The following is a 16320-nucleotide window of genomic DNA, read 5'->3' as shown; positions in this document are numbered from 1 at the left end:
CAGCTTTTGGCACACGCCGCGGCATCATTGACGCGAATAGTCGATATATGTCTTCCCCGAAGAGATCCAGTCCTGTGTACAGGGCCTATTCTGTTCGGAGGTTTGGTAAGTTCTTCCAACGGTGAGAGCTTCGCTACAGATTGGGTTTTAACGGTGGGCTGCTGAGCCGGACAATGGTTGAAACACCAGTTGCGGTTTCTCAGTTTTCAGTACATCGCTATTTTTTCCGGTAGAAAAGACACTTGCCTCCGGTGAATTAACTATTGTTTGTTCATCACCGGACCGATTGAGCTTGAACACTTCAATCTCTGCCTGACTGAATACATACATATCGTCAGGCGGCGTCTTGAAAATGATCTGCATAACTTCCGGTAGAGTATCAAACCTGCTCAGCACTTCAATTATGTCAGATATCGCCAATTGAGCACCGACAAGGTCCGGCGAATCCGAAGATATCTGATGAACACCGAGCGCGCCGTCTGCCTTTCGTTCCTTGCCAGCCAAGAAAATATAGGAACGCGCGGAAAAGCATTTACTTGTTTTCGGGATGTAAGTCACCAAACTACGCTGATTGATATCATCGGCAATCAACAGTCCGGCTTGAACGTTACCGCCACCGCTATTTAGGGTGATCAACTTCGCATCCGGTGCTGCACGGAGAACTCTACGAAAATCTAATGCCGTGCCCTGTTCAACAAGCTCGTTATCGTCGCTGTCGCAAGAAGGCTTGTAACAATCGCAAACGCGATCCTCAAAAGCGGCGCCTCATGGAGCCAACAAAGCCAAATTTAAACACAGTTGCTAGTCTATGTAGCAACAGGCGCGCCAAGGTGACAAGACGCATTTCTGCCCTCGCGTGCTCCATGCCGAGACAGACAGTCACTATGTGAGGACAGTCCTTGGGTCCCCAACTGGGCGTCCTATACGTGATCACATGAAACAGCTAACAGTGTGTCTTGCATAATTGAGCCGCGTGCCTTTCTGACGAATGAAACTCGTGTCCTCGTCGGAGATTGTACTGCGAGCGCCCGCCGTGTCCATTGACTCTATCGGTTAACTTTGCCGATTCAGCCTGTCATGTTGATCTATTCTATCTTCCATACTAGTCTACCATCTGCTAATCAGAGGATAATGTATGGAGGAAAAACGTGCGACAGACTTGGAGATGGTTCGGTCCAAAGGATCTGACGTCAGTTGACGATATGCGGCAGGCAGGCGTGGAAGGTGTCGTTTCGGCCCTGCATCACGTTCCGACCGGAGAGATCTGGACAGCCGATGAAATTGCGTTGCGACAAGCACAGATCGGACGCATGAAGGACGGCGCGCGCTCTCGCCTCGCTTGGGAAGTGGTGGAAAGCCTGCCTGTGTCCGAGGATATCAAGCGTCAGACCGGTGATTGGAAGACCCATATCGCCAACTGGAAAACCAGCATGACCAATCTAAGCCGCGCTGGCATAGAGGTGATCTGCTATAATTTCATGCCGGTGCTGGATTGGACACGCACGGATCTTGCCTTCCGTCTGGACAGCGGCGCGACATGTATGCGCTTCGATCTTATCGATTTCGCCACTTTCGACATTCACATACTGCAACGCAAAGGCGCTGCCGAAAGTTTCCCCGCCGATGTGGTGCTTGCTGCAAAAGAGCGTTTTGTAACGATGAGCGATGCACGGCGCGAGGAACTCGCCGCCAATACCGTTTACGGTCTGCCGGGTGCAGCCGAAAACTTCTCCCTTGCCGATGTGCGCGAGCATCTGGCCAAATATGACAATATCAGCGCGGACAGGCTGCGTAGTCATCTCATTGATTTTCTTTCGGAAGTGTCTCCGCTTGCCGAAGAACTCGGCATGCGCCTGTGCTGTCACCCGGACGACCCACCGTTCCCGCTTCTCGGCCTGCCGCGCGTCATGTCCACGGAAGCGGACTACCGCCAGATCATAGAAGCGGTGGATATCCCGGCCAACGGCATCACGCTTTGCACCGGCTCGCTTGGCACCCGACGCGACAATGACTTGCCTGGAATGATGCAACGTCTTGGCGACCGCGTCCATTTCCTGCATCTGCGTAATGTCACAATTGAAGATGCGGGCCAGTATGGCTCTTTCCATGAAGCAGGTCATCTGGAAGGTGGCACGGACATGATCGCCATGGTCGCTGCCATTCTAGCCGAAGAACGCCGTCGCAAGGCAGCCGGTCGGAAGGACTGTCAAATTCCGTTCCGTCCCGATCACGGACAAGATATTCTGGACGATCTTGGACGACGCGGACAACCGGGTTATCCGTCCATCGGTCGCCTGAAAGGTCTGGCGGAACTGCGTGGAATCATGACCGCGCTGGAGCACCCGCTGACGACAGGAAACGCGTGATGAGACTATCGGCCAAAAGCACCCCAACGGATGGGGCCACGTGGCCCGTTTATGATCCACAGGCTCTCGATGCAGGTATCCTGCATCTCGGACTGGGCGCTTTTGCCCGTGCGCATCTGGGCGCCTATACCGACGCAGCCCTGACGCAAGTACCATCTGACTGGCGGATCGTCGGCGTCTCGCTGCGTGGAACCGACGTGGCCGAGGCGCTTAATCCACAAGATGGCTATTACACACTGATCGTGCGTGGTGAGGAAAGCCGCGTCATCGGTTCGGTGAGACAGGTGCTTGCCGGACGGACTGCAGGCGTTGAAGCGCTGTCTTTCATGACAGAGCCCAAGTGCCGGATTGTAAGCATCACCGTGACGGAAAAAGGCTACGGTCTTTTGCGTGGCGGCGGTTGCGATCCCTCGCATCCGGCTGTCAGAGCCGATCTCGCAACGCCTGACCAGCCTAGAGGCGTGCTTGGCCTCATCACATTGGGTCTGAAACGACGCTTCGAATTGGACCTGTCGCCATTTACCGTCTTAAGCTGCGATAACTTGCCGGATAATGGCGCGTTGTTACGCTCTGCGATCATCGATTTTGCGACGCGCGCGCATGGCCCTGAACTGGCGAACCGCATCGCAGAAGAGGTTGCTTTCCCGGCAACGATGGTGGATCGCATCACGCCGCAACCAACGGACCGGACCCGCGCCGACGCCGCACGAGCCATCGGTTGCGAAGACGAGGCTGCAATTGAGACGGAAGCCTTTTCGCAATGGGTGATCCAGGATCATTTCCCTGCCGGACGTCCGGCATGGGAAGCGATGGGTGCGATCTTTACGCAAGACGTCCACCCTTTTGAAAAGATGAAACTGCGCATGCTCAATGGCAGTCATTCGATGCTGGCCTATGCCGGGTTTCTCTCGAGCAAGATCTATGTACGCGATGTAATGGCGGACGCGGCGCTCAATAGGCTGGTTCAGCGCCATTTGCGCGCCGCAGCACAGACCCTGCCCGCGATGGACGTCGATCTGGACGCTTATGCGCAGGCACTGGCCGGTCGTTTTGCCAATCCGGCCATTGCGCACCAAACGCGCCAGATCGCCATGGACGGCTCGGAAAAAATGCCACAGCGCATCTTTGCGCCAGCCGTCGAACTGATTGAACAAGGCGGTGACACCACAGCCTTCGCTTTCGCCATAGCGGCGTGGATGCGTTACGGTCTGGGTCACCATGAGAATGGCCAGCCGTATCCGCTGAATGATCCACGTGGTGAAGAAATCACCACAGCGCTGGCCGATGCAAAATCTGCATCAGATATATTTGCCGCTTATGCCGCATTGCCGGGCCTGCTGCCGCCCGCGCTGATGGAAGGGCCATTTGCCGAACAGGTGGTTTCGTGTCTCAATCGGATGCTTACCAATGGCATAGTCGCGGCCATCCAACATGAAGCGGAGACTTATTGATCCAGCCGTTCAAAGGTCGTTGACGATAAGATCGGGATACCGCTGGGCCAAATGTTCGGTGACTTTCAAAACTTCCGAAAGATGAACGTGCACGGCAGCTTCCGCCGCAGCCGGATCGCGGCGTTTAACAGCTGATAGCATGGCCTTATGCTGCTCGATGAGCAATTCAACGGGAGTAACATTGGGCAGGCTTAGAAAGCGTAAACGATCAAACTGGGCTTTTTCCCGTTCCAGTAGGCTCCATATGTCGCCCATCCGGATTCCATTGGCGACGGTGCGATGAAAGGCATCGTCAGCGATGGTGAAATCCTCAGGAGAATCCTTTGAACCTTCCTGCATCGCGATGATGGCGTCGAGTTCGGCCATTATGGACGCAGCAAGCCCTTCTTCGGCGGCACGTTTGAAAACCGCAACTTCCACCGCATTGCGCACGAAACGCGCGCGCTGCACGGCGGCCAGTGAAATCGGCATGATGAAGGTGCCGCGCTGCGGCCAGACCTCCACAAGCCCCTGATCGACCAACCGCAACAGGGCCTCGCGGACCGGCGTGCGACTCGTACCGAAATGTCGGGCGAGTTCGTTTTCTGAAACCCGTTTGCCCGGCATGAGGCGCAGGGTGATGATATCGTTACGAATAGCATCGAGAATGCTTCCCACCGTGGGGGGAGCGCCCACGCCAGGCACCGGCTTTTCAGGATTATACGTCAATCCGGGAAGCACTGCCATGCGTCAGCCGTCCCAGCCAAGATGGCTCAGGAAATCCTTCGTGCGCGCAGTTTTCGGATTTTCAAAAATTTGCTTCGGTGGCCCCTGTTCGATGATCTGCCCATCGGCAAAGACCACGACCTGATCGGCAACACGCCGGGCGAAGGTCATTTCGTGGGTCACGACAATCATGGTCATTCCGTCATCCGCCAGCCGTTTCATGACATTGAGCACTTCGCCGATGGTTTCGGGATCGAGCGCCGATGTCGGTTCGTCAAAAAGCATGACTTCCGGTTCCATTGCAAGAGCTCTGGCGATGGCAACGCGCTGCTGCTGTCCGCCTGACAGGTTGGACGGGAAATTTTCCGCCTTGTCCGAAAGCCCCACCTTGGCAAGCAAAGCCAAAGCACGTTCTTTTGCTTCCCCTTCCGACAGACCCAAAACGGTGGTCGGCCCCATCATGATATTGCCGAGCGCATTCTTGTGCGGAAAAAGCTCGAAATTCTGAAACACCATGCCCATGCGCTGGCGCATGGCACGAACCTGTTTCGGATCCTGCGTAAGCACGGTGCCATCAATTTTGATCTCACCGCCATTGATGGCTTCCAGACCATTGGTGCAGCGCAGCAGCGTGGATTTACCAGATCCGGACGGGCCAATGAGGCACACGACCTGTCCGCGATGCACTTTCAGGCTGACATCCTTGAGAGCTTCAAATGTGCCATAGGATTTGCGGACATTGCGATATTCAATAACAACGTCGCCGGTCTTTACGGGTGTTGTGTTGGAAGATGTCATTCGGTAACCCCGTACTTGCGGTGAATCCAGTCAACAATTTTGGCCTGCGGATAGCCCAGCAGCCAGTAAATCGCCGCCATTGCGGTCAGAAGCTCGATCACGCGGAAGGTCTGCGAGCGAATTTGCAGCGCCGTATGAGCCAGATCGCCGACCGCGATCACCGATACCAGCGACGTGTCCTTGAACAGCGTGACCCATGTAGTCGCCAGCACCGGCAAAACGCGGCGCGAAGCCTGCGGCAGCACGATCTTACGGAAAGCCGTCCACTCGCTCATTCCCAGCGCCAGGCCTGCCTCGGTCTGTCCCTTGCGGATTGAACGGATACCAGAGCGGAACGTTTCCGAATTATAGGCGGCATTGTTGGCGACCAGCGCGACAAGCCCGGTCAGAAATGGCGAAAGTGCAAGACCGCTCATCATGGGCAGCACATAAAACGCCCAATAGACGACCAGAATGATTGGTAGATTGCGCAGCAGTTCCACATAACAAGTCGCAATCAGCGCAACGATTTTGAAGCGCGATTCACGCATGACCGCAATCAGAATCCCCAAAGGCGTTGCGAGCAGCATCGTCAGCACAGTCAGCGCGATGGTGATCAAGGCGCCATGGCCCAAGGCGGGCAGGCTTTTCCATATGATAGACCAATCGAAACTCATGAGCGCCCCAGGAAGGAAATGCGGCGATAGAGCATGTCGACGCCTCGGGTGAGCGGGAAGATGATGATGAAATAAAGGATCATTACGGTGGTATACGCCTCGACAGGCGCATATTTCTGGCCGGCAATTGCTTCAGCACGGCGCATGAGTTCCGGCACGGCGATCACGGTGGCTATAGCCGTATCCTTAACCGCAAGCGACAGCAGCGATCCAAAGGATGGCAGCATGCGCACGAAAGCCTGCGGCAGCACGATCTTGCGCAGGACCTGTGCCTGCGACATGCCGAGCGCCAGACCGGCGCGCACCTGACCGGGGCGCACAGACTGGATGCCAGCGCGCATCACTTCGGCAACATAGGCGGCCAGATGCAACGACAGCGAGAACAGCGCCGACCAGAACGGTGGCAGATTGATCCCGGTTGTGATCGGTAAGGCGAAATAGACCCAGACGAGAACCACCAGCACCGGAATAGCGCGCATCGTATCGATGTAGAAGATCGTGATGCGGCTCAGCCAGTTCGGGCCATAAAGGCGGGCGACGGTGAGCAGCAGCCCTAGAAAGAAGCTCAATACACTCACGCTGGCGGCCAGCAGAAGTGTCACCACCAAGCCGCTGAGCAGGAACTGCCAACTATCAAGAATAGCGCTGAAATTGAATTCCATTGTCAATATCCAGAGATCCGGGACCCTGAAAGTCCTGCCTGAACAGAACGTGATTTGCGCGCACCAAAACCGGCGCGCGCTAAGTCCATATGGCTTACATTTTGGAGACTTCTGCTTCTTCCTCCTTGAGAAGCTCTGGAAGCATCGGCTCAGTCACGGCTTTCAGCCATGCGAGATATTCTGGCTGGTTCTTGTCAATGGCCAGACCGATTTCATTGACAGCTTCGGTGCTGTCCTGACAGTTGTTTGCGCGCGGCAGTGCTTCAAGCCCCTTCACATTGCGACTGAGGGCCACAAAGGGAATGCGATTGATCGGCGCAACGTCCGCACGACCCGCCATGATTTCTTCCATCGGGGCCGCCGTTCCCGCACTCGTCACACCGCGAAGCGTAGCCCTCGGAAAGCGTTCCTTGACCCAGTTCTCCTCACCGCCGCCTGTGAAATAGGCAATGGTCACTTCCGGCTTGTCGAAATCGTCAACTGACTTGGCTTCCGAAACCTTGGGGTTGGACGCTTTGCCGAACACGCACAAAGCCGTGCGCGAATAGGTGACGAAATCAACAACTTCCTGCCGCTGCTTGGTCATGGAGAGCGGCGAAATCGTCATGTCCACCTGATTGGCGGCCAGAACCGGCACTTTGGTTTCGTGTGAAACGAGGACAGGAACCAGTTTGACGCCAAGCTTGTCGGCATAGGTCTGAGCAAGCGTCCAAGCCGGTCCGCGCCAAGGCTGGCCAGAGCCGGTGGTGTCTTCCACAAGCCATGGCGGGTTGGCGAGAACGCCAGCACGCAATTCACCCGAGTTCTTGATTGCGTCGATACGCGCACTCTTACCGGGTGCGGGAACTTCCTGCGCCTGCGCCGAGCCAGCAAGAGGCACCACATTCATAGCCGTAGCGGCCACCACTGCCCATAGCAACTTTTTCATTGAAATCACTCCTCCCATATGATGGCCAGCACTCCATCTGGCTTGATATATTCTAGTATACAAGATGGAACACTCTTGCAAGGACCGCGTAAAAATATGTCTGAGCCTTGTCGTGGTTCGTCGCGTTTTTTAATTATGTCAGAGAGGAGCTGATTTATGGACGCAGTTATGCTGCGAGAAGTGCAAAGACCTAGAATGGTGAGCGTTTGTTGTTTGCGAACCCATTCTTGCGAATCATATGGGAACTTCAGTACCGGAACGGATCGCCCGTGCCGTTTAAATCGCCTTGAATCCCATCACTAGTCACCTGGAACCAAAGTAAGCTTCATTTGTTCTTCTTCTGTCACAAGTGCAGGAGTTTGACCAATGGTTGGCAGGCAGGCGGACGTCATCGTTCTGAGTGACGCAGATAGAAATTTCCTTGAAACTCAGGTGCGTCGGCATAGAGCGCCACGCTCCTTGTCAGATCGATGCCGGATGATATTGCTGTGCGCGCAGGGTTTGCAAAGCAAGGACGTTGCCGAACGCCTGGGTGTTCACGAGCACACTGTTGGCAAGTGGCGCCGCCGGTTCGTGCAAGATGGCATTGAAGGGCTGACAGATGAATATCGTACGGGTCGACCGCGAACTGTTTCAGACGCTCAGGTTGCTGAAGTTGTCGAGCGTACATTGAACACCACTCCCAAGGATGCCACGCACTGGTCCATTCGTTCGATGGCAGCTAACAGCGGCCTCTCGCATACCACCATCCGTCGGATATGGAGCGCATTTGGCTTGCAGCCGCATCGTGCCGAGACATTCAAGCTTTCCTCTGATCCGCTCTTCGTCGATAAAGTTCAGGACATCGTCGGCCTCTATATGTCGCCACCAGACCGGGCGATTGTGCTCTGCGTGGATGAGAAATCGCAAATCCAGGCATTGGATCGCGAGCAGCCTGTGCTGCCCATGGCGCCAGGTGTCGCCGAACGACGTACCCATACCTATGTCCGCAACGGCACGACATCGCTGTTCGCCGCGCTCGACATTGCCACTGGGGCGGTGATAGGTCGTTGCTACAAGCGTCACCGGGCGACTGAATTCCTTGACTTCCTGAAGCGGATCGACGCCGAAATGCCCAATGGGCCGGACGTGCATCTGGTAATGGACAACTATGCGACCCACAAGACGCCGAGGATCAAGGCCTGGCTCGCGCGCCGCCCACACTGGCATGTTCACTTCACACCAACGTCGGCATCCTGGATCAATCAGGTAGAGCGGTGGTTCGCAGAACTGACACGAAAGCAGTTGCAGCGCGGCGTACATCGTTCCACCGCAGAACTGGAAGCCGACATTGACACCTTCATCGAAATCCACAACGAAAACCCCACCCCATATAAGTGGGTCAAATCCGCCGACCAAATCCTCGCTTCGGTCAAGCGTTTCTGCCAAAAAACAATGAACCGAACTTCAGATTCAGGTGACTAGCGGAGCGATCCATTTGATAGGCCTTAGATTTATTTCAATTGTTCGACCTATACAATATTTACGGTCGAATAAATTGCAATGTCTGCAATAAGAAGCCAAACATACGCTTTGCTGAGAAGCATTCGGCCAAGAATATCGACATATGGCAAAATTCACCTTTTGCCATATGATGTATTTCATGAATAACTTTTAAGCTGTGACTTTAACTCAATACGATACCCCCATCGACATTGAGGCTCTGCCCCGTTACGAAAGCGGCATCATCGGACGCAAAAAATGCAACTGGTCCCACTACATCTTCGGGATCACCGATCCGTCGCATGGCGGTCTTTTCCTGCCAGGCTTCACGTATTGCAACGTCATCAAGATTGACGCGGCCCATATCGGTCAAAATGATACCGGGGCAGATGCAGTTTGCCGTGATGCCAAAAGTGCCCACCTCCTGCGCGAGCACCCGCGTAAAGCCCATCACAGCGGCCTTCGATGCAGAATAATGCGCCTGTTCCGGTGCGCCATGCTTGCCGCCGATAGATGCGATATTCACGATGCGACCGTATTTCTGTTTCTTCATGTAGGGTAAAACGGCCTGCACGACGAGGAATGTGCCCTTGGCGTTTACGTCGAGAACGCTGTCCCAGTGCTCTTCCTTGAGATGTTCGACGTCGCTGGCAATCAAAATGCCCGCATTGTTGACAACGGCATCAATGCGGCCAAAAGTGCCGACAGCCTTCTGTACCATCGCCTCGACATCGCCCTTGTTGCTTACATCGGCATGAACGGCCAGAGCGCGACGACCGATGGCCGTGACTTCTTTCGCGACCTCTTCGAGCGCATCTTTCTGGCGTTCAATGTCATTGATCGCCACATCGAAGCCGCGTTGGGCCATACCCACAGCAATTGCGCGCCCAATACCCCGACTGGCGCCGGTAACAAGCGCGATCTTTGCCGGATGTTCCATTTTTAACTCCTCCAGAAATTCAAAGAGCCGTATAGCCGCCATCAACCGCCAGCACAGTGCCGGTTACGAAGCTTGCGGCATCGGATGCGAGAAACAGAACCGCATTGGCGATTTCTCGCGGCTCACCCAGCCGCCCCTGTGGCGTCATGGCAAGCCAGGTAGAAAACCATTCTTTATTGCTGCGTCCGGCCAGTGTCAGTTCCGTCGCGGTGTAACCGGGGGCGACAGCATTCACCCGTACGCCCTGCTTCGCCCACTCAACCGCCAGTGACTTCGTGATAAGATTTACACCCGCCTTGGCGGCGTTATAGGCGATCTGCGGTTGAGGGTGGACAACGATTGCTCCGCACATGGAAGACATGTTAACGATCGCCCCACGCCCGACCGAGGCCATGCGCTTTCCAAACGCTTGCGCGCAGTAGAAAACGCCATTGAGATTGACGTCAATCACTGCACGCCAGTCCGCTTCCGTGACATCGCTTGCAGGCCCATTCCTGACGATACCTGCATTATTGATGAGGATGTCGGGCGCGCCGATATTACGCGTTATAGCTTCGGCCACCTGTTCGCTGGCATCCCGGTCTGTCACATCCAGCGCATAGAATTGCGCCGAAGCTGCTCGATTGGTGTTTAGCTCGGCAACAGCCGCTTCACCCGCGACCACATCGCGGTCGATAATGATAACAGTTGCACCCGCCTCGACGAAGAGTTCGGCGATGGCCCGTCCGATCCCTTTTGCGCCGCCCGTGATAACGGCGTTTTTACCGGTCAGCTGAAAATCTTTGAGCATCAGTCCACCTCAACAGTCTTTATCAAGCGGAGCGAACGGACTTCAAAGCCGGAAAAAGCGCCCGATATTGCTGATAAATCTCGTTATAGATCTCTGTTTCGCGCGGGCGAGGCTCAATGCATGTGCCCGGTTTGACCATGGCGGCAATACCATCATCGATACTCGCAAAATGTCCGGCGCCGTGTGCTGCCAGAACGGCGGCGCCTACCGAAGGCGCATCGCGCGACTGTGGCACGCAGACAGGCAAACCGGCTGTATCCGCATGTATCTGGAGCCAAAGCGGCGAAGCACTGGCACCACCCCCGACCGTGATTTCACGTCCGCGATAGCCAGCATCTGCCATAGCATCGAGAATGGCGCGGGTGCCGAAACTGATGCCTTCCATGATCGCGCGGAATACGTGATGTGGCTCATGCGCAAGCGTCAGCCCGACGATTGCGCCTCGCGATAGCGGATCGGTATAAGGCGTGCGATTGCCCTGAAAATGGTCCTGCACAAGCAAGCCATCCGCACCCGGTTCCAGTGCAGCCGCCTTGCGGTTCAGTTCTTCCATATCCATGGTGCCGTTCATCATCCGACCAAGCCAGGCGATGATCGAACCCGTCGAGGTTTGGCCCCCTTCGATAATGTAGCGCTTTGGATAAACCATATCCGGATAGCTGCCCCAGATCCCAGGCGCGTGCAAAGGCTTGTCGGAAACGCCAAATTGCAGATGCGACGAGCCGGTGATCAGTGCCAGCTGTCCAGGTTTGGCAACGCCGAGACCGATCATGCCGATCAGCGCATCGGCCCCCCCCTGAACTACTTTCACTTTCTGCGAAAGACCAAGTTCAGTCGCTGCCGCCGCGCACAGATTGCTAATGACCTCACCCGGCGCGACAACACGAGATGGCCATTTCTGCAGCAGGGCTTCAAGGCCGAGCTTTTCCAGAAGCGTCTTGGGAAACCCACCGCGATCCGTGGAATAATGCCAGCGCAACGACACATTGTTGAGGCTTGCGGCTTTTTCACCCGTCAAACGCAATGTCATGAAATCCTGATACTCGCAGATAGTTTCTGCTTTATTGAATATCTCTGGCTCATTGCGAGCGAGCCAAAGCGCCTTGGGGATCATCCATTCCGCCGAAACAGGACCGCGCCCGCCGCCATTGGCGAGCAGCGCGTCGTCGCCCGTGGCAAGGACTGCTTCGGCCTCAGCACTTGCGCGAACATCCATCCAAATAATCGAGGGACGCAAGGGGGTGCCCTCACCATCGAGAGCAACGACGGTACAACTCGTCGTTGCAAGCGTAATAGCTTCAATTGCTGTCGGGTCAATTGCGGACTCTGAAATCGCTTTGCGCGCAGCCTGAACGAAAGAAGACCACCAGTCTTCCGGGTTCTGCTCCGCACGCGCTCCGCTCGAAAATTTCGTTTCGTAGGGCACGGCGGCACTTGCCAGACACGTGCCAGAAAGGTCATAGACCCGCGTGCGGATGCTTTCCGTGCCGCCATCTGCGGTCAGAAAATAAGCCATTCAAATCCTCCCGAATGGATCCCGGAGACACTCCCTGTTTTCGGAAAGTCTCATCGTACAACATTTCACGTCAGTCCGCGGAACACTTCCAACGCCTTACCTGCATACATTACAGCCGGGCCGCCGCCCATTTCGACCGCAACCTCAAGCACCTCGACCAACTCTGGCTCGGTTGCGCCATGGCGGATGGCGGCATCGACGTGATAAAGAATGCAATCCTCGCATCCCTTGGCAACCGCAATACTAACGGCGATCAGTTCGCGCTGTGCCGACGAAAACGCTCCCGCAGTCGTTGCAGTTTTGCTGACTTTGGCAAAGCCCGTCATCAGATCTGGTGTTGCTTTGGTGAAAGCACCAAGCCGCGATTGTGCTTCCTTGAGCCGAGCCCTCACGTCACTCATTGTCTTCTCCCATGACACCCAAAATCAGGGCGAGAACATCCTTTGTCTCATCCCATTGCGGCATATGCCCCGACTGAGCGAAGAAGTGAACACCAATAAAAGGTGACAATACGGTTACATGCTGCCACGGTATGATACGGTCCTGAAGGCCGAACAGAACGCGGACAGGTTTTGAACGTGACTGCCTGTCGAGCAAAGCAACAATATCTGCGCGCTGGCCTGAAGGCCCTATGATGGCCTTCGCAAGTTCCTTAAGACGCCCCTTTGCCATGGTTGCGGCAATCTCTCCTGCCAGAGCAGCCGTCAACTCTACCGGCTTGGCCGCAATGCGGCGCAGCAGATGTGCAATCTCACCGGCACTCGTTGCCTGCGCCATGCCCGATACAAAGCCTGCGTCAATCTCCGAACCAAGGCCGGCAGGCGCAACAAGTGTCAGGCTTGAAACGCTGGCAGGGTGAGCCGAGGCAAAGGCTGTTGCCGCAACCGCTCCCAGCGAATGGGCCACGATATCCACCTGACGAATGGAAAGGGCATCAAGGAAAGCGGGCAGGAATTCGCTCAATTCTTCCGGGTGTGAAGCATCGATCGTCGTCAGGCCATGGGCTGGAAGATCGGGAACGATAACGCGGAAACCCGCACGACGCAGGCCGGAGGCTATGCCGCTCCATGTCGTTCGATCGCCTGAAAAGCCATGAAGCAGCAGCAGGGTCCGCGCATTTTTGGGACCGATATCCGTATAGGCCACACGGCCTTTTGCCAGCGCCACGAATTTTACGTCAGTGTCGGCCTGCGTTCCGCTTGCGGCTGCCAGCACATCCTCTTTTTCGACACGTCCTCTGCGGCCAGATCCTGAAAGACTGTTGATATCAAGGCCTTTCTGGCGGGCCAGCCGGCGAGCCAACGGCGTAGCACGCGTGCGCCCAGCATTGCCGGAAGCCCCGGGCTTTTGCGCAACGCGCGCCGGTACATCTGCTGGTGCAACCGCTTCAGGGTCTACCACTTCGCCCTTCTGCACAACTGCATCTGCCGCGACCTCAATACGGGCGATAGCCTCACCAACTGTGACCATGTCGCCTTCAAGACGCAGAACCTCGATCAGCTTGCCGCTCACAAGAGCTGGAAATTCTGCAACCGTTTTATCGGTTTCAATTTCGAGTACAGCTTCGCCACGCTCGAATTGATCGCCCGCAGCCTTCAGCCAGCGTACGATACGCCCCTCTTCCATCGTCTCACCAAGACGCGGCATATCCAGATCGGCTATAATGAGCGCATTGCTGGAACCGGCTGTGCGTGCGGGATGCAACGCAGCCGGCTCCTCAGGAGAAGACGCGCTTTCGCCGCCATCATCCGTCCAGTCTGGACCACTGCCAATGTCGATGCGCGCCAGAGGCGCGCCGACCACGACATGATCCCCTATAGCGCCGATCCATTCATTGAGCGTGCCGTCGCCAAGCGCCGGGAATTCCGCAACCGTCTTATCGGTTTCGATCTCGATAATTGAATCCCCGCGCCTGAAACTGTCGCCCGGCTTGACGAGGAAGCCGACAATCTTGCCTTCATCCATCGTTTCGCCAAGACGCGGCATTTTGAGAATACGTTCTGTCATGACAGCATTCTTTCCGCGACAGACCGGATAAGTTCTGCGGTCGGCACGCTGCCAGCTTCAAGCTCCTGCGAAACGGAGATCGGGATGTCTTCGCCCGCAACACGCACAACCGGTTGTTCCAGATAATCGAAACATTCTTCCGTGATGCGGGCGGCAAGTTCTGCGGCAACACCTGCGGTCAAGACGCCTTCGGAAACAACCATGGCCTTGCCTACACGCTCGACATGTTCACGCACCGTATCAAAATCGAGCGGATTGAGCGTGCGAAGATCGATAACGGTTGCTTCAATTCCCTTGGCCGAAAGTTTTTCAGCTGCATCAAGAGCGTAAAAGAGCTGGCGCGAATAGGTGACGATAACCAGATCCTTGCCTGTACGACGAACCGCAGCCTTGCCCCATGCCAAGGGCTCCGCATCGAGATCAACCTCTTCCTTGCGTGTGTAGAGTGCCTTGTGCTCGATAAAGACGACCGGATCGGGTTTTGTGAGGCTCTGACGCAGCATGTGATAGGCATCCTGAACCGTAGCAGGCATGGCGAGCCGCAAACCTGGCGTGTGCATGATCCATGCCTCTAAGCTCTGCGAGTGTTGCGCGCCAGCGGAGCGTCCTGTGCCGCCCTGCGTTCGCAACACCATCGGCACTCCGGTCTGCCCACCGAACATGTAGCGGATCTTTGCCGCCTGATTGGCCAGTTGATCCATGGTCATTCCGAGAAAGTCGATATACATGAGTTCAGCGACCGGGCGCAGCCCGGTCATTGCTGCACCCACGGCAGCACCAATAATTGCAGGTTCTGAAATCGGTGTATCGATCAGGCGTTCAGGGCCGTATTTGCCGATCAGATCTTTGGTAACACCGTAGGCACCCCCATAACGGCCCACCTCTTCGCCGATCACAACGATAGTGTTGTCTTCAGCCATGGCATCATCCAGCGCTTTACGCAGCGCATCGCGGTAAGTCATGGCAACCATTATGCTTCATCCCTGGAAAGTACGCGGTCGATACGGGCACGAACCGGCTCCGGTTCAGGTTCACCCACGGCGTAAACATCTTTGAACATGGAGGTGAGTGCCGGAGCTTTGGATTCGACTGCGAAATCGATCGTCGCGTCCATCTCCGCAGCAACTGCGCTGTCCATCGTGTCGAGGGCTCCTTCCTGCGCAAGACCTGTCGAGATCAGCTGATCGCGCGTGAACTTCACCGGATCTTTCTTGCGCCCTTCCGTCTCTTCCGCTTCTGCGCGGTATGGGCTCTTGTCCATGCGCGCATGGCCGAAGAAACGATAGCAGGTGACGGAAAGAAAGCCCGGCTTGCCCAGACGCGCATCATCGATGAGCCCTTGTGCTGTGGCCTTCACTTCTTCCACATCAAGGCCATCGACCACGGCACCGTTAAGCCCGAAAGCATGCGCGCGCTGTTCAAACGCCGTATTGGCAGTTGCCTGATCGACACGAGTTCCCATGCCGTATTGATTATTGATGCAAACAAAAACCACCGGCAGGCCCCAAAGCGCCGCCATGTTCATGCTTTCATACAAAATGCCCTGCTGCATCGCGCCATCGCCAAAGAATGCGAGCGAGACAGAGTTCTTCTTGAGATAATTGCTGGAAAGACCAGCCCCCACAACAGAAGGAATACCGCCGCCGACAATTGCGTTCGCGCCAAGGTGGCCAAGCGCCATATCGGCAATATGCATGGAACCGCCCTTGCCACGGCAATACCCGGTTTCCTTACCGCCGATTTCCGCCATCATCTGTTTGGGATCGGCCCCGCGCGCCAGAAATATTCCGTGTCCGCGATGGTGGGTCGTGAATGTATCCTGCGGCTGCATCGCTGCACAAACACCGGCGGCAGCGGCTTCTTCACCGATGGACAGGTGAAGCATCGAACCTGCCGTCTGGCCGCGCACGAACAATTCGCCCACGCGTTCTTCAAAAGTGCGGATGCGCCGCATCGTTCTGTATAGTTCGAGGAGATTAGAGTTACTCGGATTTTGCACGTGCGCCTCCGACAGACCTG

16 protein-coding genes are annotated in these 16320 nt (G+C 55.9%); 3 read left to right on the top strand and 13 right to left on the bottom strand.

Going from position 1 to position 16320, the window contains the following annotated elements:
- Positions 1–147: 147 nt before the first annotated feature.
- Entirely contained in the window at positions 148–636 is a 489-nt protein-coding gene (locus CQZ93_RS04675; RefSeq protein WP_181153310.1) for a hypothetical protein, read from the bottom strand.
- Between the two features lie 512 nt (positions 637–1148).
- Here CQZ93_RS04675 and uxuA point away from each other — a divergent pair.
- Both uxuA and CQZ93_RS04665 read left to right on the top strand, forming a co-directional pair.
- On the top strand, positions 1149–2366 hold the full coding sequence (gene uxuA, locus CQZ93_RS04670) for a mannonate dehydratase (RefSeq protein WP_105541549.1): 1218 nt from the start codon (positions 1149–1151) through the stop codon (positions 2364–2366).
- Complete coding sequence (locus tag CQZ93_RS04665; RefSeq protein ID WP_105541548.1) at positions 2366–3817, top strand: mannitol dehydrogenase family protein; 1452 nt, start codon at positions 2366–2368, stop codon at positions 3815–3817. Before uxuA ends, CQZ93_RS04665 begins: the two co-directional genes overlap by 1 nt.
- 9 nt (positions 3818–3826) lie before the next feature.
- Here CQZ93_RS04665 and CQZ93_RS04660 read toward each other — a convergent pair whose 3' ends face one another.
- The 5 genes from CQZ93_RS04660 to CQZ93_RS04640 form a co-directional block, all read right to left on the bottom strand.
- Positions 3827–4543, bottom strand: coding sequence for a GntR family transcriptional regulator (locus CQZ93_RS04660; RefSeq protein WP_105541547.1), 717 nt, complete (start codon positions 4541–4543; stop codon positions 3827–3829).
- 3 nt (positions 4544–4546) lie between these two features.
- Positions 4547–5320 (bottom strand): amino acid ABC transporter ATP-binding protein, encoded by a 774-nt coding sequence (locus tag CQZ93_RS04655; protein WP_105541546.1) that lies wholly within the window; start codon positions 5318–5320, stop codon positions 4547–4549.
- Positions 5317–5976 (bottom strand): amino acid ABC transporter permease, encoded by a 660-nt coding sequence (locus CQZ93_RS04650; RefSeq protein WP_100648498.1) that lies wholly within the window; start codon positions 5974–5976, stop codon positions 5317–5319. Before CQZ93_RS04650 ends, CQZ93_RS04655 begins: the two co-directional genes overlap by 4 nt.
- A complete protein-coding gene (locus CQZ93_RS04645) occupies positions 5973–6638 on the bottom strand; it encodes an amino acid ABC transporter permease (protein WP_105541545.1) in 666 nt (221 codons plus the stop codon). The genes CQZ93_RS04650 and CQZ93_RS04645 overlap by 4 nt, the downstream gene beginning before the upstream one ends.
- A gap of 94 nt (positions 6639–6732) precedes the next feature.
- Positions 6733–7566 (bottom strand): substrate-binding periplasmic protein, encoded by an 834-nt coding sequence (locus tag CQZ93_RS04640; RefSeq protein ID WP_105541544.1) that lies wholly within the window; start codon positions 7564–7566, stop codon positions 6733–6735.
- A 366-nt stretch (positions 7567–7932) separates the two neighbouring features.
- On the opposite strand from CQZ93_RS04640, the gene CQZ93_RS04635 reads away from it, so the two are divergent.
- A complete protein-coding gene (locus tag CQZ93_RS04635; RefSeq protein WP_105541459.1) occupies positions 7933–9030 on the top strand; it encodes an IS630 family transposase in 1098 nt (365 codons plus the stop codon).
- Positions 9031–9232: 202 nt separating this feature from the next.
- Here CQZ93_RS04635 and CQZ93_RS04630 read toward each other — a convergent pair whose 3' ends face one another.
- The 7 genes from CQZ93_RS04630 to CQZ93_RS04600 all read right to left on the bottom strand — a co-directional run bounded on the left by CQZ93_RS04630 (position 9233) and on the right by CQZ93_RS04600 (position 16300).
- Positions 9233–9988 carry an SDR family NAD(P)-dependent oxidoreductase gene (locus CQZ93_RS04630; RefSeq protein WP_105541543.1) on the bottom strand — a complete coding sequence of 252 codons (756 nt, stop codon included), beginning with the start codon at positions 9986–9988 and terminating at the stop codon, positions 9233–9235.
- A gap of 19 nt (positions 9989–10007) precedes the next feature.
- The gene (locus CQZ93_RS04625; protein WP_105541542.1) at positions 10008–10778 is read right to left on the bottom strand and encodes an SDR family NAD(P)-dependent oxidoreductase; all 771 of its coding nucleotides are present in this window, start codon (positions 10776–10778) and stop codon (positions 10008–10010) included.
- A gap of 22 nt (positions 10779–10800) precedes the next feature.
- Entirely contained in the window at positions 10801–12294 is a 1494-nt protein-coding gene (locus CQZ93_RS04620) for an FGGY-family carbohydrate kinase (protein ID WP_105541541.1), read from the bottom strand.
- Positions 12295–12359: 65 nt separating this feature from the next.
- A complete protein-coding gene (locus CQZ93_RS04615; RefSeq protein WP_105541540.1) occupies positions 12360–12695 on the bottom strand; it encodes a carboxymuconolactone decarboxylase family protein in 336 nt (111 codons plus the stop codon).
- Positions 12688–14301, bottom strand: a complete 1614-nt coding sequence (locus CQZ93_RS04610) for an acetoin dehydrogenase dihydrolipoyllysine-residue acetyltransferase subunit (RefSeq protein ID WP_105541539.1) — start codon at positions 14299–14301, stop codon at positions 12688–12690. The genes CQZ93_RS04615 and CQZ93_RS04610 overlap by 8 nt, the downstream gene beginning before the upstream one ends.
- Positions 14298–15272 (bottom strand): alpha-ketoacid dehydrogenase subunit beta, encoded by a 975-nt coding sequence (locus CQZ93_RS04605; RefSeq protein ID WP_181153309.1) that lies wholly within the window; start codon positions 15270–15272, stop codon positions 14298–14300. Before CQZ93_RS04605 ends, CQZ93_RS04610 begins: the two co-directional genes overlap by 4 nt.
- Positions 15272–16300 (bottom strand): thiamine pyrophosphate-dependent dehydrogenase E1 component subunit alpha, encoded by a 1029-nt coding sequence (locus CQZ93_RS04600; protein WP_104754110.1) that lies wholly within the window; start codon positions 16298–16300, stop codon positions 15272–15274. The genes CQZ93_RS04605 and CQZ93_RS04600 overlap by 1 nt, the downstream gene beginning before the upstream one ends.
- Between the last annotated feature and the right edge of the window lie 20 nt (positions 16301–16320).

The organism is Ochrobactrum vermis (assembly GCF_002975205.1).
In the GTDB taxonomy this organism is placed as follows: Bacteria; Pseudomonadota; Alphaproteobacteria; order Rhizobiales; family Rhizobiaceae; genus Brucella; species Brucella vermis.
This window is presented reverse-complemented; position numbering and strand designations above follow the sequence as displayed.

What these genes read in the sequence shown, in the direction of transcription:
- CQZ93_RS04665 (WP_105541548.1), top strand. Translation starts at nt 2,366, where the DNA reads ATGAGACTATCGGCCAAAAGCACCCCAACGGATGGGGCCACGTGGCCC.
- CQZ93_RS04660 (WP_105541547.1), bottom strand. Translation starts at nt 4,543, where the DNA reads ATGGCAGTGCTTCCCGGATTGACGTATAATCCTGAAAAGCCGGTGCCT.
- CQZ93_RS04655 (WP_105541546.1), bottom strand. Translation starts at nt 5,320, where the DNA reads ATGACATCTTCCAACACAACACCCGTAAAGACCGGCGACGTTGTTATT.
- CQZ93_RS04650 (WP_100648498.1), bottom strand. Translation starts at nt 5,976, where the DNA reads ATGAGTTTCGATTGGTCTATCATATGGAAAAGCCTGCCCGCCTTGGGC.
- CQZ93_RS04645 (WP_105541545.1), bottom strand. Translation starts at nt 6,638, where the DNA reads ATGGAATTCAATTTCAGCGCTATTCTTGATAGTTGGCAGTTCCTGCTC.
- CQZ93_RS04640 (WP_105541544.1), bottom strand. Translation starts at nt 7,566, where the DNA reads ATGAAAAAGTTGCTATGGGCAGTGGTGGCCGCTACGGCTATGAATGTG.
- CQZ93_RS04635 (WP_105541459.1), top strand. Translation starts at nt 7,933, where the DNA reads ATGGTTGGCAGGCAGGCGGACGTCATCGTTCTGAGTGACGCAGATAGA.
- CQZ93_RS04630 (WP_105541543.1), bottom strand. Translation starts at nt 9,988, where the DNA reads ATGGAACATCCGGCAAAGATCGCGCTTGTTACCGGCGCCAGTCGGGGT.
- CQZ93_RS04625 (WP_105541542.1), bottom strand. Translation starts at nt 10,778, where the DNA reads ATGCTCAAAGATTTTCAGCTGACCGGTAAAAACGCCGTTATCACGGGC.
- CQZ93_RS04620 (WP_105541541.1), bottom strand. Translation starts at nt 12,294, where the DNA reads ATGGCTTATTTTCTGACCGCAGATGGCGGCACGGAAAGCATCCGCACG.
- CQZ93_RS04615 (WP_105541540.1), bottom strand. Translation starts at nt 12,695, where the DNA reads ATGAGTGACGTGAGGGCTCGGCTCAAGGAAGCACAATCGCGGCTTGGT.
- CQZ93_RS04610 (WP_105541539.1), bottom strand. Translation starts at nt 14,301, where the DNA reads ATGACAGAACGTATTCTCAAAATGCCGCGTCTTGGCGAAACGATGGAT.
- CQZ93_RS04605 (WP_181153309.1), bottom strand. Translation starts at nt 15,272, where the DNA reads ATGGTTGCCATGACTTACCGCGATGCGCTGCGTAAAGCGCTGGATGAT.